The sequence below is a fragment of the Streptomyces sp. NPDC026538 genome (genome assembly GCF_055567535.1).
The window spans coordinates 225,107-248,417 of record NZ_JBVHQG010000008.1 but is presented as its reverse complement, the minus strand read 5'-3'; the positions used below and the strand labels follow the sequence as shown (position 1 = coordinate 248,417).

The 23,311-nt window shown below is 70.1% G+C and carries 22 protein-coding genes and 2 pseudogenes; 7 read left to right on the top strand and 17 right to left on the bottom strand.

Annotated features, from left to right (window positions below; translation table 11 throughout):
* Positions 1–98 precede the first annotated feature (98 nt).
* From ACZ4N4_RS30680 to ACZ4N4_RS30670, 3 genes and pseudogenes are all read left to right on the top strand, one after another.
* The gene (locus ACZ4N4_RS30680; RefSeq protein WP_352221831.1) at positions 99–488 is read left to right on the top strand and encodes a cold-shock protein; all 390 of its coding nucleotides are present in this window, start codon (positions 99–101) and stop codon (positions 486–488) included.
* 669 nt (positions 489–1,157) lie between these two features.
* Positions 1,158–1,436: a hypothetical protein gene (locus ACZ4N4_RS30675; protein ID WP_467594817.1), complete on the top strand. Its 279-nt coding sequence runs from the start codon at positions 1,158–1,160 to the stop codon at positions 1,434–1,436.
* Positions 1,433–1,744 (top strand): annotated as a pseudogene (locus ACZ4N4_RS30670) (RNA polymerase sigma factor); the annotation flags it as partial. The gene ACZ4N4_RS30675 and the pseudogene ACZ4N4_RS30670, both read left to right, overlap by 4 nt.
* Positions 1,745–1,794: 50 nt before the next feature.
* On the opposite strand, the pseudogene ACZ4N4_RS30665 reads toward ACZ4N4_RS30670, so the two are convergent.
* Together ACZ4N4_RS30665 and ACZ4N4_RS30660 are read right to left on the bottom strand one after the other, a co-directional pair.
* Positions 1,795–2,136 (bottom strand): annotated as a pseudogene (locus tag ACZ4N4_RS30665) (UbiD family decarboxylase domain-containing protein); the annotation flags it as partial.
* An 83-nt stretch (positions 2,137–2,219) separates the two neighbouring features.
* Entirely contained in the window at positions 2,220–3,776 is a 1,557-nt protein-coding gene (locus ACZ4N4_RS30660; protein WP_467594815.1) for a long-chain-fatty-acid--CoA ligase, read from the bottom strand.
* A gap of 105 nt (positions 3,777–3,881) precedes the next feature.
* Here ACZ4N4_RS30660 and ACZ4N4_RS30655 point away from each other — a divergent pair, with 105 nt between their 5' ends.
* Positions 3,882–5,144 (top strand): PucR family transcriptional regulator, encoded by a 1,263-nt coding sequence (locus ACZ4N4_RS30655; RefSeq protein WP_467594812.1) that lies wholly within the window; start codon positions 3,882–3,884, stop codon positions 5,142–5,144.
* Positions 5,145–5,183: 39 nt separating this feature from the next.
* On the opposite strand, the gene ACZ4N4_RS30650 is transcribed toward ACZ4N4_RS30655, so the two are convergent.
* From ACZ4N4_RS30650 to ACZ4N4_RS30640, 3 genes are all read right to left on the bottom strand, one after another.
* The gene (locus tag ACZ4N4_RS30650) at positions 5,184–5,963 is read right to left on the bottom strand and encodes a crotonase/enoyl-CoA hydratase family protein (protein WP_453564271.1); all 780 of its coding nucleotides are present in this window, start codon (positions 5,961–5,963) and stop codon (positions 5,184–5,186) included.
* 67 nt (positions 5,964–6,030) lie between these two features.
* A complete protein-coding gene (locus tag ACZ4N4_RS30645; RefSeq protein WP_467594810.1) occupies positions 6,031–7,248 on the bottom strand; it encodes a CaiB/BaiF CoA transferase family protein in 1,218 nt (405 codons plus the stop codon).
* A 92-nt stretch (positions 7,249–7,340) separates the two neighbouring features.
* A complete protein-coding gene (locus ACZ4N4_RS30640; protein ID WP_467594808.1) occupies positions 7,341–8,051 on the bottom strand; it encodes an acyl-CoA dehydrogenase family protein in 711 nt (236 codons plus the stop codon).
* 261 nt (positions 8,052–8,312) lie between these two features.
* On the opposite strand from ACZ4N4_RS30640, the gene ACZ4N4_RS30635 reads away from it, so the two are divergent.
* Both ACZ4N4_RS30635 and ACZ4N4_RS30630 read left to right on the top strand, forming a co-directional pair.
* Complete coding sequence (locus ACZ4N4_RS30635) at positions 8,313–9,302, top strand: 3-hydroxyacyl-CoA dehydrogenase NAD-binding domain-containing protein (protein WP_467594806.1); 990 nt, start codon at positions 8,313–8,315, stop codon at positions 9,300–9,302.
* Positions 9,302–10,222 (top strand): 3-hydroxyacyl-CoA dehydrogenase, encoded by a 921-nt coding sequence (locus ACZ4N4_RS30630; RefSeq protein WP_467594803.1) that lies wholly within the window; start codon positions 9,302–9,304, stop codon positions 10,220–10,222. The genes ACZ4N4_RS30635 and ACZ4N4_RS30630 overlap by 1 nt, the downstream gene beginning before the upstream one ends.
* Before the next feature lie 5 nt (positions 10,223–10,227).
* Here the strand turns inward: ACZ4N4_RS30630 and ACZ4N4_RS30625 are convergent, their stop codons facing one another.
* The 5 genes from ACZ4N4_RS30625 to ACZ4N4_RS30605 form a co-directional block, all read right to left on the bottom strand.
* Positions 10,228–11,370 carry an LLM class flavin-dependent oxidoreductase gene (locus ACZ4N4_RS30625; RefSeq protein ID WP_467594800.1) on the bottom strand — a complete coding sequence of 381 codons (1,143 nt, stop codon included), beginning with the start codon at positions 11,368–11,370 and terminating at the stop codon, positions 10,228–10,230.
* Positions 11,371–11,410: 40 nt separating this feature from the next.
* Positions 11,411–12,595 carry an SfnB family sulfur acquisition oxidoreductase gene (locus tag ACZ4N4_RS30620; protein WP_467594797.1) on the bottom strand — a complete coding sequence of 395 codons (1,185 nt, stop codon included), beginning with the start codon at positions 12,593–12,595 and terminating at the stop codon, positions 11,411–11,413.
* Between the two features lie 4 nt (positions 12,596–12,599).
* Positions 12,600–13,154 (bottom strand): NADPH-dependent FMN reductase, encoded by a 555-nt coding sequence (ssuE, locus tag ACZ4N4_RS30615; protein WP_453564255.1) that lies wholly within the window; start codon positions 13,152–13,154, stop codon positions 12,600–12,602.
* A 59-nt stretch (positions 13,155–13,213) separates the two neighbouring features.
* Entirely contained in the window at positions 13,214–14,335 is a 1,122-nt protein-coding gene (gene sfnG, locus ACZ4N4_RS30610; protein ID WP_467594794.1) for a dimethylsulfone monooxygenase SfnG, read from the bottom strand.
* A 148-nt stretch (positions 14,336–14,483) separates the two neighbouring features.
* Entirely contained in the window at positions 14,484–14,561 is a 78-nt protein-coding gene (locus ACZ4N4_RS30605) for a putative leader peptide (protein WP_350786652.1), read from the bottom strand.
* 143 nt (positions 14,562–14,704) lie between these two features.
* Here ACZ4N4_RS30605 and ACZ4N4_RS30600 point away from each other — a divergent pair, with 143 nt between their 5' ends.
* Complete coding sequence (locus ACZ4N4_RS30600) at positions 14,705–15,625, top strand: LysR family transcriptional regulator (protein WP_467595159.1); 921 nt, start codon at positions 14,705–14,707, stop codon at positions 15,623–15,625.
* Between the two features lie 469 nt (positions 15,626–16,094).
* On the opposite strand, the gene ACZ4N4_RS30595 is transcribed toward ACZ4N4_RS30600, so the two are convergent.
* The 7 genes from ACZ4N4_RS30595 to ACZ4N4_RS30565 form a co-directional block, all read right to left on the bottom strand.
* A complete protein-coding gene (locus ACZ4N4_RS30595) occupies positions 16,095–16,766 on the bottom strand; it encodes an enoyl-CoA hydratase-related protein (RefSeq protein WP_467594791.1) in 672 nt (223 codons plus the stop codon).
* Positions 16,767–17,124: 358 nt separating this feature from the next.
* Positions 17,125–18,354, bottom strand: coding sequence for a CaiB/BaiF CoA transferase family protein (locus ACZ4N4_RS30590; RefSeq protein WP_467594788.1), 1,230 nt, complete (start codon positions 18,352–18,354; stop codon positions 17,125–17,127).
* 5 nt (positions 18,355–18,359) lie between these two features.
* The gene (locus ACZ4N4_RS30585) at positions 18,360–19,574 is read right to left on the bottom strand and encodes an acyl-CoA dehydrogenase family protein (RefSeq protein WP_453564245.1); all 1,215 of its coding nucleotides are present in this window, start codon (positions 19,572–19,574) and stop codon (positions 18,360–18,362) included.
* Position 19,575: 1 nt separating this feature from the next.
* Entirely contained in the window at positions 19,576–19,842 is a 267-nt protein-coding gene (locus ACZ4N4_RS30580; RefSeq protein ID WP_467594785.1) for a hypothetical protein, read from the bottom strand.
* 1 nt (position 19,843) lies between these two features.
* Positions 19,844–20,611 (bottom strand): crotonase/enoyl-CoA hydratase family protein, encoded by a 768-nt coding sequence (locus tag ACZ4N4_RS30575; protein ID WP_467594782.1) that lies wholly within the window; start codon positions 20,609–20,611, stop codon positions 19,844–19,846.
* A 30-nt stretch (positions 20,612–20,641) separates the two neighbouring features.
* Positions 20,642–21,802, bottom strand: coding sequence for a CaiB/BaiF CoA transferase family protein (locus ACZ4N4_RS30570; protein ID WP_453564238.1), 1,161 nt, complete (start codon positions 21,800–21,802; stop codon positions 20,642–20,644).
* A 257-nt stretch (positions 21,803–22,059) separates the two neighbouring features.
* Positions 22,060–22,962 (bottom strand): LysR family transcriptional regulator, encoded by a 903-nt coding sequence (locus ACZ4N4_RS30565; protein WP_467595157.1) that lies wholly within the window; start codon positions 22,960–22,962, stop codon positions 22,060–22,062.
* Positions 22,963–23,311: the final 349 nt, after the last annotated feature.

Sequence of the window (23,311 nt, the reverse complement as noted above, 5' to 3'; positions counted from 1 at the left end):
CGACCGGCCGGTGGCGTAGTCGCCCGACCCGGGCCGGCCTGGCTACCATCTGGCCCAGGTGTCCGGGCAGGTGGTCCGGGTTTGGTTGGGGGTTTCTCATGGTTACTGGTCGTGTGGTGCGGTTCGACAGCACCCGCGGGTACGGGTTCATCGCTCCGGACGGTGGCGGAGAGGACGTCTTCCTGCATGTGAACGACATGCAGATGCCGGAGTCCTACGTCCGCCCGGGCGTGGCCGTGGAGTTCGAGATCGAGAGCGGCGAGCGCGGACCGAAGGCGTCCGGCGTCCGGCTCGCCCGGGGAGCCGACGTCCGGACGCTCGGTCCTGACGACGACTCGCTCTGCGATCTGCTGAGCGCCGACGAGTTCACCCGCGAGGTCACCGAGACGCTGCTCGCGTCCGCGCCCACGCTCACCGCCGAGGAGATCGTGCGGGTCCGCGGCGCACTGGCCCAGTTCGCGAAGAACCACGGCTGGATCGAGGGCTGACCCGCCCACGGCGGTCAGGGCGGCCGGCTCAGGCCTCACGGGACCGGCTCCGCCCCCGAAGTCGACCACGGCGCGCCTGCACCGCGCTCGTCCCGTTCGCCGCGATCGCCACCGCGGCCGCCTTCCTGACCGCCCGCGGAAGCGACGCGCACCGGGCGCGGCGGCCGACATCGGCAAGCGTCAACGGGCGCGGAAACACCGGTGGTAGTGCTGTCGGCAGGCGGAACAGCCCTACGAACAGAGCCAATTGCATGCCATAGGCGGCTCCGCAGGCGCGGGCCCGCGAACATCCGGGGGACGGAGCCGTGCCCCCTGACTGACTCCGCGACGGACCCGGGGACCCCGAGAAGACCGATCAACACGGCGCAGGTGTAAGGCCGTTACGCGATCCGCCGTAGCGTCGGACGCCAGGCCGTCCAGCCGTGACCCCGCACGCGTCTCACCGGTCAACAGGACAGCGGACGCATCCGCCGGGCCCCAGCGGCACCTTCCGGGCCGTCGCCTGGCCACCGGAACCACGCTGTGCCGAGGGTCACACTTCAGCCGTCGAACTTTGAGTCTCGCCCTGCATCTAGTCCGCGTCGGTTCACCGAGCGGCTGCGGAGCAACCCCCCTCCGGGGCCGCCCGGACTCCGCACGCCGGGCGAACGCTGCCACCCCTTCCCGGCCATGGAGCGGACCCGGCGGAGCGGGATCACCCAGCACCTGCGCCACGTGGTGGCCAGTCCGGACATCACCATCTGGGAAATGACGACCGCCAACCCCGACGGCATCCCGAATCCCTGCCCCGCGAACCTCGCCTGGCTCATGATCCGCGAACCCGACAGAAGGGTCCGGAGCCTCCGCGTGGTCTTCCCGCGGCGGACCGCCGCAGACACCGACGCCTCGCCCGCGGCGGACACCCCCGCCGGTTCGGCGCGCTCCGCCGGCACCGGGCGGCCCGCATGATCAGGGAGACCGCCGAGGCCGCGCTCGCCGAGGACGCGGCGCTCACCCTTGCCGCGCAGGGCGGCGAGGTGGCCGCCCTCGGCCTGCTGCTCGAACGCCATCGTGCGGGCATGCGCGCGGTGGCGCTGAGCATCCTGGGACCGGGCCCGGACGCCGAGGACGTCCTGCAGGAGGCGGCTCTGACCGCGCTGCGGCGGATCGGCGACGTCCGCGATCCGGGGGCGGTCGGCGCCTGGTTGCGGATGATCGTCCGCAACGCCTCCCGCTCCCTGCTGCGGGCCACGGTCCCGACCGTTCCGGTGGACGAGGGACAGCCGTGGAACTCGGCGAACGGACGCTCGACCGCGTCCCGCGTCGCGGACGGGTACCCCTCGATGACGACCTCGGCGGAGGCCGGTACCTCGAGGTCGTCGGTCTCGCACTTGACGACGTCGACGGGGCGGCCGAGCGGTGCGCCGAGGTAGGCACCCTCGTCGACCTCGGTGGGTACGGTCATGCCTCCGACGACGGCGGCGCCGGGGTCACCGCCCTGGAACAGGGCGTAGGGCATCGGCCGGCCGAGGGCCTCCCACTCGCGCCAGATCATGCCGAGGTGCTGGCCGGGCAGTACCAGTCCGGTCATGTGCCGGCCGTCGATCATCATGATCCGGGAGATGGACCAGTTGGTCCACCGGCCGTCGGGGGTCCGGGCGACGATCACTCCCCAGGTTTCGGCGCGCCGGGCAGAGGGCCGCGGGACCGGTTCGAGCCCGGCGCCACACCGACCGGGCACGGACCGCTCGATCACCTCGGATCACTTGCCCCTTCATGTGATCGCGGTGTTCGAGGCCGGCCCGGCGCGTCGAGGACGCCGGACGGCGGAACGATCTCCTTCTTGAGGATCTTGCCGGTGGGTCCCTTGGGCAGGGCGTCCACGAGCCACACCTTCCGCGGGTACTTGTAGGCGGCGACCCGCCCCTTGACGTACGTACGCAGTTCCTCGGCGGTCGTCCGGGCCCCCGGCCGGAGCACGACCGCCGCGCCCACCTCCTCGCCCAGATCGGGGCTGGGGATGCCGACGACCGCCGCGTCGGCGACCGCCGGGTGCTCGTACAGCACACCTTCGATCTCGCGGGGGTACACGTTGTACCCGCCCCGGATGATCACGTCCTTCTGCCGTCCGACGATCCAGAGGTACCCGTCCTGGTCCAGCCGGCCGAGGTCGCCGGTGCGGAACCAGCCGTCCCTGATCGCGGCGGCCGTCTCCGCGGGGCGCCTCCAGTACCCCTTCATCACGTTGGGCCCGCGGACCGCGATCTCGCCGGCCTCCCCCCGCGGTACCTCCCGGCCGGTGTCGGCGTCGACCACGCGCACCTCGACACCCGGGATCGGGACGCCGACCGACCCGGGCCTGGGTCCGGCCCGCAGGGTGTTGGCCGCGACGACCGGCGAGGTCTCCGACAGCCCGTAACCCTCGAGTACGGCGCAGCCGAACGCGGCCCGGAAGTCGAGCTGCACCTGGACGGGCAACTCGGCACCGCCGGCGAGACACACCCGCAGCCGGGAGACGTCGTAGACCTCCTTGCCGGGCTCCCGCACCAGCCTGCTGTACACCGTCGGCACCCCGGCGAAGACCGTCACCCCGTGTTTCTCGACGATCTCCAGGGTCCGCGCCGCGTCGAAGCGCGGCAGCAGCGTGAGGCACGCGCCGGAGGCCACGGCGGCGTTGAGGGTGCAGGTCTGCCCGAAGGCGTGGAACAGCGGCAGCCCGCCGAAGATCACGTCCTCGGCCGTGAGACCGAGCAGCTCGGTGGCCACGATGTGGCAGTTGCCGGCGAGGTTGGCATGGGTCAGTTCGGCACCCTTCGGCTGACCGGTCGTCCCCGAGGTGTAGAGAACGACCGCGGTGTCGTCGTCATGACGGTCCACCATGTCCCCCGACGGCGGGGCGGAGTCCGGCAGTTCGCCGAACGAGTCGGGACCGACGACGACCGCCTCCGCGTCGGCCTGGCGCGCACCGGCGCGTGCCTCGTCGGCGAAGTCGTGCCATGCGAACAGCAGCCGGGCGCCCGAGTCGCCGAGGTGATAGGCGACCTCGCGGGACTTGAGCAGCGGATTCATCGGGACGACGACGCCACCGGCCCGGAGTACGCCGTAGTACACGAGGGCGAACTCCGGCACGTTGGGCAGCATGATCGCGACCCGGTCGCCGGGCCGCACGCCACGATCGCGCAGCAGCTCCGCCGTCCGCGCACTCCGCCGGTCCAGCATGCGGTAGGAGAGGGTGGCGTCCCCGAGGCGGAGCACGGGGCGGTCCGGATACGTCCGAGCGCCGTCGACCACGTGGTGTGCGAGGTTCATGTGAGCCGACGCTAGGCGTGCGGCGCCCGGAAATCACTGGGCCCGCGATACGACCCCGGGGCCTGAATTGGTGCCGCTGGAACATTCCGCGGGTAGCTTTGAGGAATGACTCCGGAGCATCCAGAAGCCGCAAGGCAACTGTCCGTGGTCGCGGCGAACGTAGGGTCACATCTCCCGGAGGTCGGCAACGACATCGGGCAGTATGTTCTTGCCGAGATCGCGGAACTCAGGGGCGACTCGGCCATTGTCAAAATGATGCAGGCGAGCGTCACGGAAAACGTCGGCACGCTTTTGCATGTCTTCGAGAACGACATCTCCCTGGAGAAGGTGGAGGCGCCCGCGGCCGCGCTTGAGTACGCGAGGAGACTGGCTCAGCGGGGCATTCCCCTCAGTGCGTTGATCAGGGCCTACAGGATCGGGCACTGGCGTTTTCTGCAGTGGTGTCTGGACGAGCTCAACCGGCAGAACGCCGACGACGAGCTGGCCGTCACGACCAACCGGCGCATGCTGCACGTGAGCTTCGGTTACATCGACCGGGTCACCGAGCAGGTCATCGCGATCTACCAACATGAACGGGACAACTGGCTGCTCAGTCAGACCGCGGCGCGCGCCGCCCGCGTGCGCGACATCCTCGCCGCGAGCGACGTCGACCTCAACTGGGTGGAACCCTCGCTCGGTTACCGGCTTCGGCAGAATCATCTCGGGCTGGTGGCGTGGCTGCCCACCCTGACCGACGAGGGTGCCGGACTCGCCCGGCTGCACCGGATCACCGACGAGATCGCCCAGCGGATCGGCTGCACCTCCAGGCCGCTGTTCGTCCCCCGGGACGCGATCGTGTCCTGGGCCTGGCTGCCGCTGGGCCCGAACAGCGTCGTCCCGTGGAGCGAGGTGTCGGACGTGCTGGAGCACGCCGATCCCTCCCTGCACATATGCGCCGGGAGCGTGGGGTACGGCGTCGAGGGATTCCGCACCACACACCGGCAGGCACTGCGCGCGCAGGAACTCGCGGCGGTGGCCGACCCGGTCCCCCGGTTCACCGAGTTCTCCACCGTCGCCCCCATCGCCCTGATGGCCACGAACATCGACGACATCCGCGCCTGGGTGTGGTGCATTCTCGGTCCGCTGGCCGTCGACGACGAGAACAGCGCGCGGCTCCGGGAGACCGCTCAGATCTTCCTTGACAGCGGCTGCAGTTACACCGCCACCGCCGCCGCGCAGATTCTGCACAAGAACACCGTGCAATACCGCATCCGGAAAGCCGAGGAAATGATCGGTCATCCGGTACAGAAAGAACACACGGATCTGGAGATCGCTCTGCGCGCCGTCCGGTACCTCGGCTCCGCGCTCCTGCGCACGAGCGCGGACTGAAGGACTGAAGTGGCCGCACGCTCAGGGGTTGTTGCCGAATCAGCGGCCCTGCCAGTGCGGTTGGCGTCGCTCCGCGAAGGCGTGTGCGCCCTCCTGGGCGTCGTGGGAGGCCAGCACGGGTGCGGTGATCAGGTCCTGGTCGGCGATGGCGTCCTGCTCGCTGAAGGCCCGCCGTTCGTTGACGACGCGCTTGACGGCCTCGATGGCCAGGGGTGCGTTGAGCGCGATGCTGCTGGCCAGATCCAGGGCCCGCGTCAGGGCCTGGCCCGGCTCGGTGAGCTCGTTGACCAGGCCGAACCGCTCGGCGCGCTCGGCGGGCAGCGACTCGCCCGTGAGCAGGAGTTCGAGCGCGATGTTGTGCGGGATGCGCTCGGGCAGCCGTACCATGCCCCCTTCGGGCGGCACGATGCCGTAGCGGACCTCGGTCTGGCCGAAGGTGGCGTTCCGGGCGGCCACGATCATGTCGCAGGCGAGCGCCATCTCGGTGCCGCCGCCCAGCGCGTAGCCCTCGACGGCGGCGATCAGCGGGGTCGAGATCTTGGCGCGGGTGATGCCGGCGAAGCCCCGGCCCTCGATGATGGGCAGGTCTCCGGCCGCGAAGGCCTTGAGGTCCATGCCCGCGCTGAAGACACCGCCGGCGCCGGTGAGGATGCCGACCCTGAGGTCCTCGTGGGCCTCGAGCTCGTCGACGGCGGCGGCGAGGGCCCGTGCGGTGGCCCCGTCGATGGCGTTACGGGCCTGGGGCCGGTCGATCGTGATCACGAAGATGCCGTCGATCTCCTCGGTCCGTACGGTCGGTGTGTTCGAGTCCGTGGTCATGACGTGTTTCCCTTCTGTCCCTCACGCTGCTGGCCGTGACGTTCCCTCGCGCCGTGGGACCCCGGTTTCAGCCGACGGCCGCGGCCTTGCGCAGCTCCTCGATCCCGGCGGTGTCGAAGCCGAGGTCGTGGAGCACCGAATCGGTGTGCTCGCCGAGGTCGGGGGCCGGGCGCGGGGGCACCTTCGGCTCCTGGTCGAGTCGCACGGGGCTGTCGATCGTCAGGTGCGGTTCCGTGTTGCCGTCGTCGATCGGCACAAGGATCCGGTTGGCGACGAGCTGGGGGTCGTGGGCGAACTCCTCGATCGTCTGGGCGACTCCGTAGGTGAGTCCGGCGGCGTCGAGCACCTCACGCCACTCGGCCAGCGGACGGGCGGCGAACGTCTTGTCCAGCACGCCGACGATCTCGGCGGCGTGGGCGCGGCGGCTCTGCGAGTCGGCGTAGTGCGGGTTCTGGATGGCTTCGGGATGTCCGATGGCCTGGAGGAACAGGGGGACCTGCTTGTCCTCGTTGGCGAAGGCCAGCAGCAGCCAGCGGTCGTCCGCGGTGCGGTAGGTGTTGGCGAGCGCGTTCGGCGGGTCGGTCCGGTCGATCGGACGGGGTGCCTTGCCGCCTACCAGTACGGCCTGCAGCCACATGCCCGCCGCCCAGGCGCCCTCGGCGACCAGGGACGCGGTGACACGTGCGCCCTCGCCGGTCCGCTCCCGCCGGTACAGCGCGGTCATGATCCCGGCGAACAGACTGATCGCCGTCGGGTGGTCGCCCGATCCGAACGCGTTGATGGCCGGCGGTGCGTCGAGCTGGCGCGTCACGTCCATGAGGCCACTGCGCGCCCAGAACGCGGTCACGTCGAACCCGGGCAGGTGGGCCTCCGGGCCCCCCTCGCCGAAACCGGTGACATCGGCGTAGATCAGCCGGGCGTTGAGCGGGGCCAGGTCGTCGTACTCCAGCCCCAGCTTGGCGCGGGTGTGCGGCGGGAAGTTGGTCACCAGGACGTCCGCCCAGGTCACCAGCCGCTCCAGGACGGCCCGGGCGTCGGGTGACTTCAGGTTGAGGGCGATGCTGCGCTTGTTGCGGTTGTCCAGCTGCCAGGGGTAGTTGACGCCCTCCACACGGGGGTTCGGTGGCATCCGGCTGAGCGACCGGTAGGCGTCGCCGGAGCCCGGTGGTTCCACCTTGACGACGTCGGCGCCGAAGTCGCCGAGGATGGTGGCCGCGGCGGGCCCGGCTATGAAGCTCGCGAGGTCGACGACGTGCAGTCCCTGCAGCAGGGGCGTGTTGCTCATGACGACTCCTTGTCCTCGATGTGTCCTCGGCAGGTCGCGCGCGGCCCCCGAGGGGGTGAGCGCCCTGGCGGGGCGCCGCGGCACGCGCCGGGTCAGTGGTGGCCGGGCGCCACGGGCACGAAGGCGCTGTAACCGGTGATGTCGCGGCCGACGATCAGCGCCTGCACGGTGTCGGTGCCCTCGTAGGTGTCGATCGCCTCGATGTCGCACAGGTGCCGGGCCACGTGGTAGTCGAGCAGGATCCCGTTGCCGCCGAGCACGTCGCGGGCGTCGGCGAGGATGGCCCGGGCCCGTTCGGTGTAGTGCATCTTGGCCAGCGCGACCCGGGGCATCGAGTACTCGCCCTCGTCGAGGAGCTGGCTCAGCCGGAACTGCATGCACAGCATGTCGGTGATGTCCGCGAGCATCCGGGACAGCCGGTACTGGATGAGCTGGAACGCGGCCAGCGGCATCCCGAACTGCTTGCGCTGCTTTGCGCAGGCCAGCGCTGTCTCGTAACCGGCGACGGCGGCGCCGATCGACTCCCAGGCGACACAGAAGGGCGAGGCCAGCAGGACCTTCTCGGTGTCACGGAAGGTGTGGACGTTCGCCAGCCGGTTCGCGGACGGGATGACCTCCTGGTCCATGAACTCGCGGACCTTCTTCTTCAGGGCCCGCTGCTCGTCCGTGAGCAGCTTGTCGAGAAGGAAGCAGTCGGAGTACTCCGGTCCGCCCAGCACGGGCGGTTCGATCCCGGACGAGTTGCCGTTGGGGCTCGGGAGAGCCTGGCCCTGGCCGATCGGTGCGCCCGGTGCCGCCTTCATCTGCCGTTCCTTCCGATCGGAGGTCCGATGGAGTCAGTACGAACGACGCTAGGAGGGTGCGCGGGCACAGCCACTGGGCGCGGAACACCACGTTGCCCGCCGATTTGGTGTCCGGGTACCAACACGGAACACCCCATGTGCCGCGGTACCAAGGAAGCGTCGGAAACCTGGGCGCGCGGCCCGATGTGCCCGCCCTCCGGTCGGTCGAGGGTTGCCTAAGGCACACCGCCCTTCTCGGACCGTCAGGAGCAGTGATCACTCATGGCAACGCACAGGCCCGTCCACCGTGTGGCGATCGTCGGGACCGGGACGATCGGTGCGAGCTGGGCGACGCACTATCTCGTCCGTGGTTTCGACGTCACGGCGACCGACCCGGCCCCGACCGCGGAGGCGGGCCTGCGGTCGTACGTGGAAGGCGCGTGGGACACGGCCGCCTCGATCGGTCTCGCACCCGGCGCCTCGCCCGAACGCCTCGGTTTCACCACGGACATGCGTCGGGCCGTCTCGGACGCGGACTTCGTGCAGGAGAACGCCCCCGAACGCCCGGAGCTCAAGGTCAGGCTGTTCGCCGACATCGACGATGCCGCACCGCCGGACGCCGTCATCGCGTCGAGTTCGTCGACGATCACGATGAGCGTCATGCAGGCCGAGTGCCGGCATCCGGAACGGACCGTCGTCGGTCACCCCTTCAACCCCCCGCACGTCGTGCCGCTGGTCGAGGTCGTCGGCGGCACGCGGACCGCTCCGGAGACGGTCCGTGACGCCATGGAGTTCTACGCCTCGATCGGCAAGAAACCGATCCACCTGAAGAAGGAGTTGCCCGGGCACGTCGCCAACCGCATCCAGGCCGCGCTGTACCGGGAGGTCGTGTACCTGGTCCAGGAGGGCGTGCTCGACGTGGCGGACTCCGACGACGCGGTGTCCTGGGGGCCGGGGCTGCGTTGGGGCGTCATGGGTCCCCATCTGCTGTGGCACCTCGGGGGCGGCGCGGGCGGCATCCAGCACTTCATGGAGACCCTCATGCCGGTGATGGTCGAGTCCTGGGAGAAGTTGGGCACCCCCGAGTTCACGCCCGAACTCCAGGAGACCATCGTGAGCGGTGTCCTCAAGGAGGCTGACGGCCACTCGGTCGACGACCTGGCCGGCCGGCGTGACGCCATGCTCTCGGCCCTGCTGGCCGTGCGCGCGCAGCACGACCCGTCGGGTCCGACCGACACGGCGGCCACCCCGGACGCGAAGGAGGGAACGTGATGGGCGGGAACATGGCGGGCGGGAACATGGTGGGCGGCCGGGAAAGGCTGTTCGTGCTGGAGGCGAGTGGCGGCGGCCGGCTGTTCTCCGTGAACCCCGACGGCTCCGACAAGCAGGTTCTCGTCACCGGGTGCCGGATCCCCGACGGGGTGGCCGTCGACATGTCGGCCGGGCACATCTACTGGACGAACATGGGTGTGCCGTCGGAGAACGACGGCTCGATCGAGCGCGTGGACCTGGACGGCGGCAACCGGACGACGATCGTCCCCGAGGGCGCCACGCACACGCCGAAGCAACTCCATCTGGAGGCCACGGACCGGAAGCTGTACTGGGGTGACCGCGAGGGCATGCGGGTCATGCGCTGCGACCTCGACGGCTCGAACATCGAGACCCTCGTACAGGCCGGGCAGGGCGATGAGGACAGCCGCGACGAGACCAACTGGTGCGTGGGCGTCGCCGTCGATCCCGTCGGCGGAAACCTCTACTGGTCCCAGAAGGGCCCCAGCGACGCGGGACTCGGCAGGATCCTGCGGGCCGGACTCGCCGTGCCCGCCGGGCAGACGGCGGCCCGGCGCACCGACGTCGAGGTGCTGTTCGAGGAACTGCCCGAACCGATCGACCTCGAAGTCGACCTCAATGAGCGGACGTTGTACTGGACGGACCGCGGGGACCCGCCGAAGGGCAACACCGTCAACCGCTCCCCGCTCGATCCGCCGGACGGCCGGTGGACGTCCGAGATCCTTCTCACCCACCTCATGGAGGGCATCGGCATCGCCCTCGACCCGGACGGCGACCACATGTATGTGACCGACCTGGCCGGGAGCGTCTACGCGGCCGGCCTCGACGGATCGGACCGGAAGGAGATCCTCGCCGCACAGGGCAACCTCACGGGCATCGCCCGCGCCGTGCTGCACGCCTAGGGCCGTCAGGACGCGAACGGCACCTGTGCCGACGGGGCGTCGCTCCTCCCGAAGGGATGGCGCCACAGCCCCTCCGCGGCCAGGCGGGGAAGCACCCCTTCCCCGAACCAGTACGCCTCCTCCAGATGTGGATACCCGGACAGCACGAACTCCTCGATGCCGAGGGCCGCGTACTCCTTGATGCGCGCGGCGACCTCCTCGTGCGAGCCGACCAGGGCGGTGCCCGCGCCGCCGCGCACCAGCCCGATGCCCGCCCAGAGGTTGGGATGGATCTCCAGCGCGTCCCGTCGGCCGCCGTGCAGCGCCAGCATCCGCTGCTGCCCCGCGGACTCGCTGCGCGCGAGCCCGGTCTGCACCGACCGCACGGTCTCCGGGTCGAACCCGTCGAGCAGCCGGTTCGCCTCGGCCCAGGCCTGCTCCGAGGTGTCCCGGGTGATGACGTGCAGCCGGATCCCGAACCGCAGTGTGCGCCCCTGCTCCGCCGCCAGCTTGCGGATCCAGGCGATCTTCTCGGCGACCTGCGCCGGCGGCTCGCCCCAGGTGAGGTACACGTCCACGTACCGGGCGGCGACCTCCCCTGCGACCGGCGAGGACCCCCCGAAGTACACCTCGGGAACCGGGTCCGGTACCCGGGCCAGCTTCGCGTCCTCGACCCGAAGGTGCTCGCCGTCCAGGTCGACGGTCTTTCCCTCCCACAACTTCCGTACGACCTCCAGGAATTCTCCGGTACGGCGGTACCGCGCGTCCTTGTCGAGGAAGTCGCCGTAGGCCCGCTGCTCGTGGCTCTCACCCCCGGTCACCACGTTGAGCAGCAGCCGTCCCCCGGTCTGCCGCTGGAACGTGGACGCCATCTGCGCGGCGAGCGTGGGCGAGACGAAGCCCGGCCGGAAGGCGACCAGGAACTTCAGCCGTTCGGTGTGCTGGCTGACCATGGCCGTGGTCAGCCAGGCGTCCTCGCACCAGGCGCCGGTGGGGGTGAGCGCCCCCGCGAAGCCGAGGTCCTCCGCGGCCTTGGCGATCTGGCTCAGGTAGGCGACCGTCGGTGGCCGGTCCCGGCCGGAGGCCGTCGCCGGGGTGCCGTGACCGCCGCCGACGACGTGGCGGCTGTCTCCGTTGGTGGGCAGGAACCAGTGAAAGGTGAGGGACACGAGGGGTTTCTCCGATCGAGCGACAGGGGGCCCTGGGGCGTCACAGCAGGCCGTGGCGGGGCGGCAGGGTGCCGCTGAGCACGTACCGGCCGATGTGCTGGAGCTTCCAGCGCGGCGGATCGTGCAGGGTGTGGGTGCGGGCGTCCCGCCAGTACCGGTGCAGATTCAGGGAGTTGAGCGCGGAGCGGGTCCCGGACACCTCGAAGAGTGCCCCGGCGACGGCCACGGCCGCCTCGGCCGCCTGCACCTTCGCCGCGGCCACGGCGATGGACGCCTCGGCGGCCGTCTCGTCGGTGAGCCGGGCGGCCGCCACGTCGACGGCGCGGGCTCCCTCCCGCAGCAGCGCCTCGGACGCCCTTGCCTGGAGGGCCAGTTCACCGAACCGCTGGATCAGCAACGGGTCCTCGGCGGCGGTCTCCGCGCCGCTCTCGAACCACGGCCGGCTCTTGGTCCGCACGAACTCCGCCGCCTCGGCCAGCGCCGCCCCGGCGATCCCCACGTCGATGGCGGCATGCAGCAGCTGGGCCACCGCTCCGTGGAGTTGCGGCCCCTGGAAGGTCAGATGGTGGGGCAGCACCCGGTCGGCCGGCACGGGCACGCCGTCCAGCCGGACCGTCCCGCTGGCGGTCGTCCGCTGCCCCATGCCGTCCCAGTCGTCGACGACGGTCAGGCCGGGCGCGTCCCGGGGGACGTACGCGACATGCAGGTTGTCGTCCTCGGCGCGGGCGAGTACGGGGATCCAGTCGGCGAAGAGGGCACCGGTGGAGTAGTGCTTGACTCCCCGCAGCACGTACGATCCGTCGGCCGCGCGCTCCAGCCGGGTCCGGATGTCCTGGACGTGCTTGGTCCCCGCCTCGGACTGCGCGTTCCCGAGACGGCCGCCGGCGAGCAGCTCGGCGAAGAAGAACTTCCGCTGATCCTCGGTTCCCTGACGGCGGATCACGTTGACGTACACGAAGTGGCTCTGCGGAATCTGGGCGAGGCTCGCGTCGGCCGAGCCGAGCAGCCGGAAGATCTCGGCGAGGGCCGGCGCGCCGATGTCCGCTCCCCCGTACTCGGCGGGGACGGTCGCGGCCAGCAGGCCCGATGCCGACAGGCGGTCCAGTTCGGCGCGGGGCAGGCGGCGTTCGGCGTCCCGCTCGGCCGCCCCTGACCGGAACTCCTCGGCCAGGGCCGCCGCGACGGCGAGGGCCTCCGCCTCGTCGGTGATGACATGCGCGGTCATCGGTTCAGCCCGCCGCGGCGAGGACGGCCCGCCGGCCGAGCGCGGCCGAGAACTGGTCCACGATCGGGTGGAGCGCCTCGGTGACGGCCGGTGCGAGGGCGAGTGCGCCGTCCTCCCGGACGGTGATGTCCTTGTCGAGGGTGAACCAGCCCTGGACTATATGGGCGGCGCCCATGGAGCTGAGCACCGGGCGGAGCGCGTAGTCGATGGCGAGGACATGCGCGGTGGAGCCGCCGGTGGCCAGGGGCAGCACGGTCTTGCCGGTGAGCGCGTACTGCGGGAGCAGGTCAAGGAGGGCCTTGAGCACACCGGAGTACGACGCCTTGTAGACCGGGGTGCCGACGACGACCCCGTCGGCGCGGGCGAACAGCTCGGTCGCCTCGACGATCGCCGGGTGCCGGAAGTCCGCTCCGAGCAGCGCCTCGGCGGGGACGGTGCGGATGTCGAGCGGGATGACCTCGTGCCCGTGGGCGATCAGCCGCTGGTCCAGATGGCGCAGCAGCCGGGCGGTGCGCGAGGAGGCGGAGGGGCTGCCGGAGACGGAGAGGACGGTGGCCATGAGTGCCTCTTTCTGGGAGCCCGGGTACCCGTACGGGACGGGCGCCCGGCGGGGGACGGTCAGGCGTGGGCCGGGGCGGGCTCGGGCGCGCGGTCCGGGAGCCCGGCCTCCAGTTCGCGGACCAGGGGCAGCACGCGCTTGCCGAAGTACTCGACCTCCTCGTGGTAGTGAAGGAAGCCGAGCAGAAAGAGGTCGACACCGAGTTGCTTGTAGGCGACGATGCGCTCGGCGATCTGCTCGGGGGTGCCGATCAGCCCGGTGCGGAAACCGTCGTTGTACTGGACGAGGTCCTCGAAGGTGGAGTCCTGCCACATGCCCTTGCCGTCCGCGCTCGACTGGCCGGCCTGCTGCACAGCCGCTCCGAAGCCCTCGACGGCCTCGCTGTCGGCCTTGGCGATGATCTCGCGGAGGGTGTCGCGGGCCTCGGCCTCGGTGTCACGGGCGATGAGGAAGCCGTTGAGACCGAACCTCGGTGGCGTACGGCCTGTTGCGGCGGCGGACTTGCGGACGTCGTTGATCTGCTCGGTCACCCCGTCGAAGTCCTTGCCGTTGGAGAAGTACCAGTCGGAGACGCGGCCGGCCATGGCGCGCGCGGCGGTGGAGTTCCCGCCCTGGAAGATCTCGGGGTGCGGGCGCTCGGGGGTGTTGAGCGGCTTGGGCTTGAGGGAGAAGTCCCGCAACCGGTAGAAGTCGCCGGCGAGTTCGGTGTGGTCCTCGGTCCAGACCTGGCGCAGGGCGCGGATGAACTCCTCGGCCCGGCGGTAGCGCTCGTCGTGCTCCAGCCAGGGCTCGCCGAGCGCGGTGAACTCCCCCTTGAACCAGCCCGACACGACGTTCACGGCGAACCGGCCGTTCGAGAGGTGATCGGCGGTGGCACCGAACTTGGCGAGCACACCCGGATGCCAGAGGCCGGGGTGGACGGCGGCGATCACCTTCAGGCGCTCGGTGGCGAGCAGCAGCGCGAGGCTGAAGCCGGTCGACTCGTGCTGGTACTCGGCGTCGTAGCTGGCCATGTAGCGGACCTGGCTGAGCGCGTACTCGAAGCCGTTGTTCTCGGCGAGCACGGCGAGTTCACGGTTGTAGTCGTACCCCCAGTCGGTGCGCTGCTCGATCTTGCTGGTGACGAGTCCTCCGCTGACATTGGGGACCCAGTAGGCGAATTTCAAGGGCGCGGCGGGCATACGGAACTCCTGTTGCGAGTTTTACGGGCACACCGGAATTCAAGGGGCGCACCATGCGATCAATACGATCGACGCGATGGGCGCGCAGGCACGGTGAATTCAGGCGGAAGGGAGCGGAAGGCGGGTGCGGCGGATCGTGGGCCGGTGATCAGGCCGCGGCGCAACAGGAGGCGCTGGAGACGCGCGCGAGGTCGACGTGGCGTCGCCGCGTGAGGTCCAGTCGCATCTTCATGCCGTCGATGGTGGCAGTCGGCGTCGAGAGCCGTCAAGGAAAACCCGACCGGTCTCGTATCGCGGACCATTGAATTTCACGAACGTGTGACAGGGAAACCCTTGAACACGCGCCGAATGGCGACGCATTCTGCCGGGGTGCGGACCGAACAGCTGGAATACATAGCGGCCGTGACCCGGCTCGGCTCACTGCGCCGGGCGGCCGACGAACTGCGTCTGTCGCAGCCCGCGTTGAGCGAGACCGTCCGGAACCTGGAGCGGGAGCTGGGCGTCGACCTGCTGGAGCGCAGGCGCACCGGGGCGACCATGAGCGCCGCCGGGCAGGAGTTGCTGCCACGCATCGTCGAGGTGCTGGAGGCGGTGGACCGGCTGCGGGTGGCGGCGGGCGAGCAGCACCGCATCAGCCGGATGGTGCGGGTCGGCACGGTCAACGCGGCGACCGTGCCGCTGCTCATCCCGGTGCTGCGGGACTTCCGGGCCAGGCATCCGGTCACCCAGGTCGAGGTGGTGGGCGCGCAGCAGACGGAGATCCACCGGGGCCTCGCCGAGGGCGGTTTCGACCTGGGACTGGTGAACCACCTCGACGGCGACGACGTACCCGCCGGCTTCGAGGCCACCGAGCTGCTGCGCGGCCGGCCGGTGGTGTGTGTACGGCCGGACAGCCCGCTCGCCGGCCGGGCCGAGGTCCCGGTCGAGGACCTGCTCACCGTGGAGCTGATCGCCATGCGCACGGGCTATGTGATGCACCGCTATGTGCACCGGCTGCTGGCGGACCGTACCCCCGTCTTCTCGTACTCGACCGACGGTGCCGAGATGGGGAAGCTGATGGTCGCGGAGGGGCTCGGGGCGACGGTGCTGCCGGACTTCAGTGTGATCGGGGACCCGCTGGAGCGCGCCGGGACGATCGTGTACCGGCCGCTGGCCGGGGACACCACCGAGGTGGTGCTGACGCTCCAGCGCCGACGGGCCGAGGCGGTGCCGCAGGCGGCGCGGGATCTGCTGGAGACGTTCGTGCACCGCGCCCGCGAACTGGGCGGAACGGTCGCACGACGACCCTGACCCGCCTTTTCCTGGCGTGTGCCCTTTCTCGACGCGGAGACGCCGTTGGAGATCTTCCGCCGGTTGCTCGTCGGTTGGAAGGAACCTGGCCTTCACGGCCGAGGTCGTGTTGGACACCCTCCCCGACCCGGGCTGACGACGGTGACGTGGATCGCCACCGAATCCGTCGACGCGGCGGCACGTCTGGTACCCGCGCTGGTCGGCCTGGGAGCGGAGGCGCCACGACCTCCAACAACCGCTCGGCAGGCACGGGTTCCTCCCCGGGACCGCCGGCCACGCCGCCTACGGCAACCTGCGCTTCACCTTGACGCGTCCTGAAAGCCGTTGCCGTCACCCACCGGATGACCGGCGCGCCGATCACCGTACACACCGGTGTGGCGAACCGGTCGGGTCCGGTAGCCCTTCAGCGTCGCCGGTGGCGCGTGACCGCCTAGGCGTTCGCGGGTGCGGTGACGGAGTGCGTGGGCGGTCAGTCGGCCAGGCCGTCCGTGCGGGGCAGGGTGGCCAGGACCGAGGCGTACATGCGTGCCTTGATGGTGCCGAGGGTGTCGCCGGCCTTGCTCAGCTGTGCCTCGGCGATCGCCACGGCCGTGGAGCGCACGGCGTCCTCGGCAACCGCCTGGTCGACGATGCCCACGGCCGCGGCATCCGACCCGCCGTAGCGGCGACCAGTGACCATGGCCTCGTGCGCGGTCTGCGGCGCCAGGCGGGACCGGATCAGGGCGCACATGCCGGGCGTGAAGGGGATCTTGATATCGGCCTCGGGCAGACACCAGAAGCCGCGGTCCGCGCGCATGACACGGAAGTCGTGCGCGAGGGAGAGCATCGCACCGGCGGCGAAGGTGTGCCCCTGCAGGGCGGCCACGGTGATCACCGGCAGAGACAGCATGCGGGCGAAGAGCTTGTGGACGGAGGTGGTGTAGCTCTCGTGCTGGTCGGGGTGGGCGCTCAGCCACTCCAGGTCCAGGCCGTTGGAGTAGAACTTGCCCGTCGCGGCGGTCACCAGGGCCCGTGGCCCTTCTGCCTTGTCGACCTCGTCCAGAGCGGCGTCCACGGCGGTGAGCCAGTCGGGGTGGAAGCGATTCTCACCGTCTCCGAGATCGAGTACGAAGACGTTTTCCTGACGGTGGAGGATGGGCATGCGCTGCTCCCGGGGGTGGCGCCGACCTCACGGCGAAGCCGGACTCGATGACTCCACCCTGCGCGCTTCCCGCGCGGGAGGGAATCACCGACTCGCTTCCACCGGTATGACCGCAGCAGTCAAAACCCATACCCGCTGTCACCTTGCCGCCCCATCCGGACACGGCAACGGCACCTTGCCCCCTCATCGTGCGGGGAGGTGCCGTTGGCTTTTCCTGCCGGCGCTGTCGGTCAGCCGGGTCTCGTGCGCCGCCCGGCCGGGGGGCCATGGCCGGTTGCCGGGCGGTCGCCGGTGTTCGCCGGCTGGCCATCGCGGCGCTGGCGGCGCGTGACACCGGCCGCTGCGGGCGCCGTGCTCGTCACGCGGCTTCCGCTTCCGGTCTGCCGGGGATCGCTCCCCTGGCCCGCAGCAGAGCGATGTCGGCGGCGGCGAATCCCAGCTCGGCGAGGATCTCGTCGTTGTGCTCACCCAGCTCCGGGGCCCGCTTGGCCGGGACCTTCGGCACCCCTCGGAGACTGACGGGGTTGCTGACGGTGTACTCGAGCCCGCTGACCCCTTCCAGCGGGACGACGATGTCGTTCGCGCGCAGCTGCGGGTCCCGCGCGGCCTCTTCCGGTGTCTGGATGAGGCCGTAGGTGACGCGCTCCTGGGCCAGAGCGTCCTCCCAGTCGGCGAAGGGCCGGGAGCGGAACTCCGCGTCGAGCAGTGCGCTGAGCGCGGCCGCGTTCTTCACGGCGCTCTCGGCATCCATGAAGCGGGGATCCCCGATCAGCTCCGGGCGTCCGATGGCCCGCGCCAGTGCCGGCCAGTGCACCGCCGAGGTCGCCAGCATGATCCATCGGCCGTCCGCGGTCCGGTAGGGGTGGGTCAGCGCGTTCACCGGGGTCTTGCGGTCGTGCAGTTCGAAGGGGGTGCCGTGGGCGAGCGCGCCGGCCACCAGGGTTCCGGTGGCCCAGACGCCCGTGGCGAGCAGTGACGTCCCGACGTTGGCCCCTTGTCCGGTCCGCTCGCGGTGGTAGAGGGCGGTCGTGATCGCCGCGTAGATGGCGATCGCCGTCGTGTAGTCGCCGCTGCCCCAGACCGGGACGGTCGGCGGGGCACCCGCGTCGCGGGTGGAGGCCAGCAGTCCGCTGCGTGACCAGAAGGCGGTCAGGTCGAAGCCCGGCTGCCGGGCGTCGGGACCCGTGTCCCCGAAGCCGGTGAGGTCGGCGTAGACGACCCGCGGGTTCCAGCCCGCGACCTCCTCGTAGCCGAGGTGCAGCTTCTCGCGCGTGCCGTGCGGGAAGTTGGTGATCACCACGTCGGCCCACTCGACGAGCCGCTTGAGGATCTCGGTGGTGGCCGGCGCCTTCAGGTCCAGCACCATGCCCCGCTTGTTGCGGTTGGCGAGGTGCCACCCGTAGTTGGCCTCGGCCCGGGGGCTGGGCGGTACGGAACTCAGTCGCCGCTGGGGGTCGCCCGTCCCCGGCGGCTCGATCTTGATGACGTCCGCTCCGAAGTCGGAGAGCATGGTCGCCGCGGCGGGCGCCGCGATGAAGGTCGACGCGTCGAGTACCTTCAGGCCGGTGAAGACGGATTCGGTGGTCACGGTCGTCACCCCACGAAGGCGCTGTGGCCGGTGATGGACTTGCCGACGATGAGCGTCTGCATCTGGTGGGTGCCCTCGTAGGAGTAGAGGGCCTCGGCGTCGGAGAAGAACCGGGCGACGTCGTACTCGACGACGATGCCGTTTCCGCCGAAGAGTTCGCGGCTCCAGGCGACGACCTCCCGCATGCGGGCCGCGACGAACTCCTTGGCGAGCGCGGAGTGTTCGTCCCGGAAGATGCCCTGGTCCTGCAGCCGGGCGAGCTGCACCAGCATGCCCCAGCAGGAGGTGATGTTGCCCAGGCTCTTCACCAGCAGGTCCTGGACCAGCTGGAACTGGGCGATCGGACGGCCGAAGGCGACGCGCTCCTTGGCGTAGTCCAGGGCGAGTTCGTAGGCGCCGATCATGACACCCAGGGCCTGCCAGGCGACGCCGCTGCGGGTCTGGCGCAGGACCTCACCGACGTCCCGGAAGCCCTTCATGTTCTGCAGCCGGTTCGCCTCCGGCACGCGCACGTCGGTCAGGGTGATCTCGGCGTTCTGGACGATCCGTAGCGCGATCTTGCCCTCGATCTTCACCGGCTCGAAGCCGGGGGTGCCCTTCTCGACGACGAAGGCCTTGACCTTGTTGTCCTCCACGTCCCGCGCGAAGACCACCACGTAGTCGGCGAAGGTGGCGTTGCCGATCCACTTCTTGGCGCCGTTGAGGATCCATGTGTCGCCCTCACGCCTGGCGGTGGTGCGCATGCCGCCGGAGACGTCGGATCCGCCGTCGGGTTCGGTCAGGGCGAACGCGCCGATCTTCTCCATGGTGGCCATGGCGGGCAGGAACCGGTCGCGCTGTTCCTGGTCGCCGCCGTAGTAGATGGAGTAGAAGCCCAGCCCGTTGTGGACACCGAAGAAGGTGGCGCACGAGGCGTCGACGCGGCCCAGCTCCATGGCGAGCATCCCGCTGAGCAGGTGGCTGACGGCCGGCTGGTGCTCGCCGTAGCCCTCGTAGGACAGGGCGACCAGACCGCTGCCGCGGAACTTCTCGATCAGTTCCTGAGGCAGCTCGGCCTTGCTCCAGGCCTCGTTGACCAGGGGCTTGACCTCATCACGCATGAACGTACGGGCCTTGAGCAGTATCTTGCGCTCCTCGTCCGACAGCAGCGACTCGTACAGGTAGAAGTCGGCGGTGAGCTGGTCGTCAAGCTGAGCAACGGGTGCGGCGGTGGTGGTCATCTCAGTTCTCCTTCGTGCTGCGGTTCTTGAGCTGGTTCTCGTTCTGGCGGATGTCTTCCGGAACGGACAGGACGGCGAGCTGCCGGTGGTCGCGGGCTTCGGCGACGTCGGTGTACGACATGGAGGCGTACGCCTTCTCCACCGCCTGGGACTCGCTCCCGGTCCTCCGGGTCCTGCGAGGGTCGGCCGAGGACCAGGCGGTGGAGCGGGGAATCGCCGGGCGGGTCGGCTGGGTGGTGGCCTGACGGCGCGCGTCTTCGATCCTCATGTCACTTCCCCGTCCACTTCGGGGCGCGGCGCTCGGCGAAGGCGGTCATGCCCTCGCGTGCGTCGGCCGAGGTCATCAACGTGCCCAGCGCCTTGCGCTGTATGTCGAAAGCCTCCGACTCCGGCACGCCTTCGGCGGCCTTCACCACGCTCTTCACCGTGGCCAGCGCGAGCGGGGCGTTGGCCGCGACCTTGTCGGCGAGTTCGAGGGCGACGGCCGCCGCCTCGCCCGGCGGGGTGACCCGGTTCACCAGGCCCAGCTCTCCGGCACGGCCACCGCTCACGGGCTCACCCGTCAGCAGGAACTCCATCGCCAGGTGGTACGGGATGCGCTTGGGCAGCCGGATGACGCCACCCCCGCCGGCGATCAGACCGCGCTTGACCTCCGGCAGGCCGAACCGCGCGTCCGCGGCGGCGACGATCAGGTCGCAGGCCAGGGCCAGTTCGAACCCGCCGCCCATGGCGGGGCCTTCCACGGCCGCGATCAGCGGCTTCGTCGGTTCGGCTTCGGTCAGGCCGCCGAACCCGCGGCCGGGGATCGCGGGCGACTCGCCGATCAGGGCGGCCTTGAGGTCCATGCCGGCACTGAAGGTGCCCTTCGCTCCGGTCAGGACACCGGCCCGCAGCGCGGGGTCGGCCTCCAGTTCGTCCAGTGCCGCGGCGAGTCCCGCCGCGACGGCTGCGTTCACCGCGTTTCGCGCGTGGGGGCGGTCGATCGTGATCAGCAAAGTGGATCCGACCCGCTGGACGCGGACTTCCTTGGTGCTCATGACTGTGTTTCTCCTGATGCTTCGTGGGGCTCAGCGGGCTGCTGCCAGCTCGGCGAGGACGTCCGCGGTGTCCTGGCCCGGCACGGGAGCCAGGCGGCGGATCGAGGCGGGGGTGGCGGAGAACCTCACCGGGATACCGGTGGTGCGGACCGGGCCCTCGGTCCGGTGCACGACGGTCTCGATCAGGTGACCCTCGCGGACGTAGGGATCCTCGTGCGCATGGTCCAGCTCCAGTACCGGTCCCATCGCGATGCTGTGCTTCGCGCATGTTTCGGCCCACTCGGCCGTGGTCAGTGCCGGGGCGCACTCGTCGACCAGGACGGACAGGTCGTCGGCGTCGAGCGGGTCGATGACGGTGCCGTTGACCCGTGGGTCCGCGACCAGGTCGGGACGGCCGGCGGCAGCGAAGAAGTCGCGGTAGTTCTGCGGGTTGGACGGGATCAGGGCGGCCACACCGTCCTTGGTGCGTCGCGGGGTGTGGTGCTCCGCCAGCGACCGCGGATAGCCGGTGGGTCCCGACACCGGCTCGAACGTGTGCCCAGCGAGATGCTCGACCAGGTTGAAGGCGATCATGGTGTCGGTCATCGGGATCTCGACCTGCTGACCGTGGCCGGTCTTGTTCCGGTGCACCAGGGCGGCGAGCACGCTGTAGGCGATGGTCAGGCCGCAGATCTTGTCGGCGAGGATGGTCGGCAGGTAGAGCGGCGTGCCCAGCGTGCGGTTGACGATGTCCACCAGCCCGGAGGCGGCCTGCACGGTCTCGTCGTAGGCGGCGATGTCGGCGCGGTCCGAGTCGCTGCGGAAGCCCGCTGCCTGCGCGTAGACGAGGCCGGGGTTGGCGGCGGCGAGGTCTTCGTAGGTCAGGCCCAGTCGGGCGAGTGCGCGGGGGCGCATGTTGGTGATCAGCACATCGGCGGTGTGGATGAGCTTCACGGCCTGGGCGTGCTCGCCGTCGTCCTTCAGGTCGAGGGTCACGCTGCGCTTGTTGCGGTTGACGTTGAGGTGCAGCGGGGTCATGCCCGGGGTGTTGCGGTACTCACCCACCCGAAGGGAGTCCGTGGGGGATTCGATCTTGATGACATCGGCGCCCAGATCTCCGAGGATTCGGGCGGCGTACGGACCCATCACCACGGTCGCGAGGTCGATGACCCGCACGCCGGCGAGCGGCCCGGAGGTCTCTGCGTCCGCCATTTTCGCGTCCTTTCGTGCCTTGGTCGGCTATGGGAAAGAACGCTAGTCGCGAATAACGGATCACGGAATTATCGAGTTGCGAATATCGGCGTGACCGCAGCGGTCACACCGATATAGGTGGCCACTGGGAGCTTAATTCGGGCGGCCCGGGCGGAGATCGCCTCAACCGCGAATGGCGGCGCATGCCCCCGGCGTTCGAGGGTCCCTCCTGGGCGACGAGCGCGGAACCGGTGCCTGACGTGTGCGGGCCACTCGGTTCAGAGGTGGAGCGGGGTGCCGAAGACCTCGCGGGCCGCTTCGACGAGTTCATCGAGGTCGCCGCCGTGGGCCCGGTCGCGGCGCCAGATCAGCACGGTCTCCAGCCGCGGCTTGAAGTCCGTGCACGGCAGAACCTTCGTATTCGCCTTCGCGTAGCCGTGCATCGGGCTTTCCGGGTCCATTATCGTGAAATAGAAGGCAATCCCGCTGGAAACAATTTCAGCGATTCCACCGTACCCGGTGTCGTTCAATGTGATGCGTCTTTTGATGCCCCGCTCAGCCATTTCCCGGTCGAGCTGATCGAAATAGGCGAGGCCGATCTCCTTGGGTGGGACGACGAAACGGAGGTCGGTCAGTTCGGTCAGCGCCACGGAGTCCCGCCCGGCGAACCGGTCGGCCGGCACCAACGCTCCCAGCCGCTCCGACAGGACGGACAGCTGATCCAGCGCCGGATCACTGATCGGTAGATGGACCAACGCGAACGGGAGTCTGCCCTCGTGCACACCGACGACCAGGGCTTTGGAGCTGCCGGGCCAGCGCAGGAGCTCGCACCTCTCACTGACGCGCTCGGCAAGCGTGTCGACGCGCGACCTGAGTGCGGGGTGCACCCCGGGAGGGATGCCCACGAACATGGTGCTGCGCTCGGTCCGGGTCAGCTCGCGCAGCCGCCACGGAATGGAGTTGAACTCGTCCAGTACGTTCCGGGCGATCGGCAGCAGCGCCTCACCCGCGGGCGTGAGCGAGACGCGATGCGTGTCGCGCTCGAACAGCCGCTGGTCCAGCTCCCGCTCGAGGTCCCTGATCCGCTGGCTCAGCGGTGAGGTGGCCATGTGCAGTCGGCGGGCCGCCGCGGAGAAGTTCAGCTCCTCGGCGACCGCCACGAAATATCGCAAATGGAACATCTCCACTCAGTCACGGTAACCCCAGCCGCCGGTCCGTTTTTGGGGAGCAGCAGAGCACCCGAACCTGCCTTCCGCGAGTCGGCATGGTGGCCGCACGCATACCCAACCCTCGAACTATGTCGCCCCTCCACATGTGCGCCTGACCTGCATGTTTCTACCGTGTGCCGACACGTACCCGTCCCCACCGCACACAAGGAAGTGGCGCACATGGCATCCCAGGCACCCTCCGCTCCCCCACCCCCCCGCCCACCTCCCCCGCATCGTCGCCGCAAGCCTCATCGGCACCACCATCGAGTGGTACGACAACTCACTCGAACAGAGCTAGGACCAGCTGGTTTGGCTGATCTCG

Bases quoted from the DNA above. Each gene is read 5' to 3' on its own strand.
- ACZ4N4_RS30680 (WP_352221831.1), top strand. From the start codon at position 99: ATGGTTACTGGTCGTGTGGTGCGGTTCGACAGCACCCGCGGGTACGGG.
- ACZ4N4_RS30675 (WP_467594817.1), top strand. From the start codon at position 1,158: ATGGAGCGGACCCGGCGGAGCGGGATCACCCAGCACCTGCGCCACGTG.
- ACZ4N4_RS30660 (WP_467594815.1), bottom strand. From the start codon at position 3,776: ATGAACCTCGCACACCACGTGGTCGACGGCGCTCGGACGTATCCGGAC.
- ACZ4N4_RS30655 (WP_467594812.1), top strand. From the start codon at position 3,882: ATGACTCCGGAGCATCCAGAAGCCGCAAGGCAACTGTCCGTGGTCGCG.
- ACZ4N4_RS30650 (WP_453564271.1), bottom strand. From the start codon at position 5,963: ATGACCACGGACTCGAACACACCGACCGTACGGACCGAGGAGATCGAC.
- ACZ4N4_RS30645 (WP_467594810.1), bottom strand. From the start codon at position 7,248: ATGAGCAACACGCCCCTGCTGCAGGGACTGCACGTCGTCGACCTCGCG.
- ACZ4N4_RS30640 (WP_467594808.1), bottom strand. From the start codon at position 8,051: ATGAAGGCGGCACCGGGCGCACCGATCGGCCAGGGCCAGGCTCTCCCG.
- ACZ4N4_RS30635 (WP_467594806.1), top strand. From the start codon at position 8,313: ATGGCAACGCACAGGCCCGTCCACCGTGTGGCGATCGTCGGGACCGGG.
- ACZ4N4_RS30630 (WP_467594803.1), top strand. From the start codon at position 9,302: ATGGGCGGGAACATGGCGGGCGGGAACATGGTGGGCGGCCGGGAAAGG.
- ACZ4N4_RS30620 (WP_467594797.1), bottom strand. From the start codon at position 12,595: ATGACCGCGCATGTCATCACCGACGAGGCGGAGGCCCTCGCCGTCGCG.
- ssuE (WP_453564255.1), bottom strand. From the start codon at position 13,154: ATGGCCACCGTCCTCTCCGTCTCCGGCAGCCCCTCCGCCTCCTCGCGC.
- sfnG (WP_467594794.1), bottom strand. From the start codon at position 14,335: ATGCCCGCCGCGCCCTTGAAATTCGCCTACTGGGTCCCCAATGTCAGC.
- ACZ4N4_RS30605 (WP_350786652.1), bottom strand. From the start codon at position 14,561: ATGCGACTGGACCTCACGCGGCGACGCCACGTCGACCTCGCGCGCGTC.
- ACZ4N4_RS30595 (WP_467594791.1), bottom strand. From the start codon at position 16,766: ATGCCCATCCTCCACCGTCAGGAAAACGTCTTCGTACTCGATCTCGGA.
- ACZ4N4_RS30585 (WP_453564245.1), bottom strand. From the start codon at position 19,574: ATGACCACCACCGCCGCACCCGTTGCTCAGCTTGACGACCAGCTCACC.
- ACZ4N4_RS30580 (WP_467594785.1), bottom strand. From the start codon at position 19,842: ATGAGGATCGAAGACGCGCGCCGTCAGGCCACCACCCAGCCGACCCGC.
- ACZ4N4_RS30575 (WP_467594782.1), bottom strand. From the start codon at position 20,611: ATGAGCACCAAGGAAGTCCGCGTCCAGCGGGTCGGATCCACTTTGCTG.
- ACZ4N4_RS30570 (WP_453564238.1), bottom strand. From the start codon at position 21,802: ATGGCGGACGCAGAGACCTCCGGGCCGCTCGCCGGCGTGCGGGTCATC.
- ACZ4N4_RS30565 (WP_467595157.1), bottom strand. From the start codon at position 22,962: ATGTTCCATTTGCGATATTTCGTGGCGGTCGCCGAGGAGCTGAACTTC.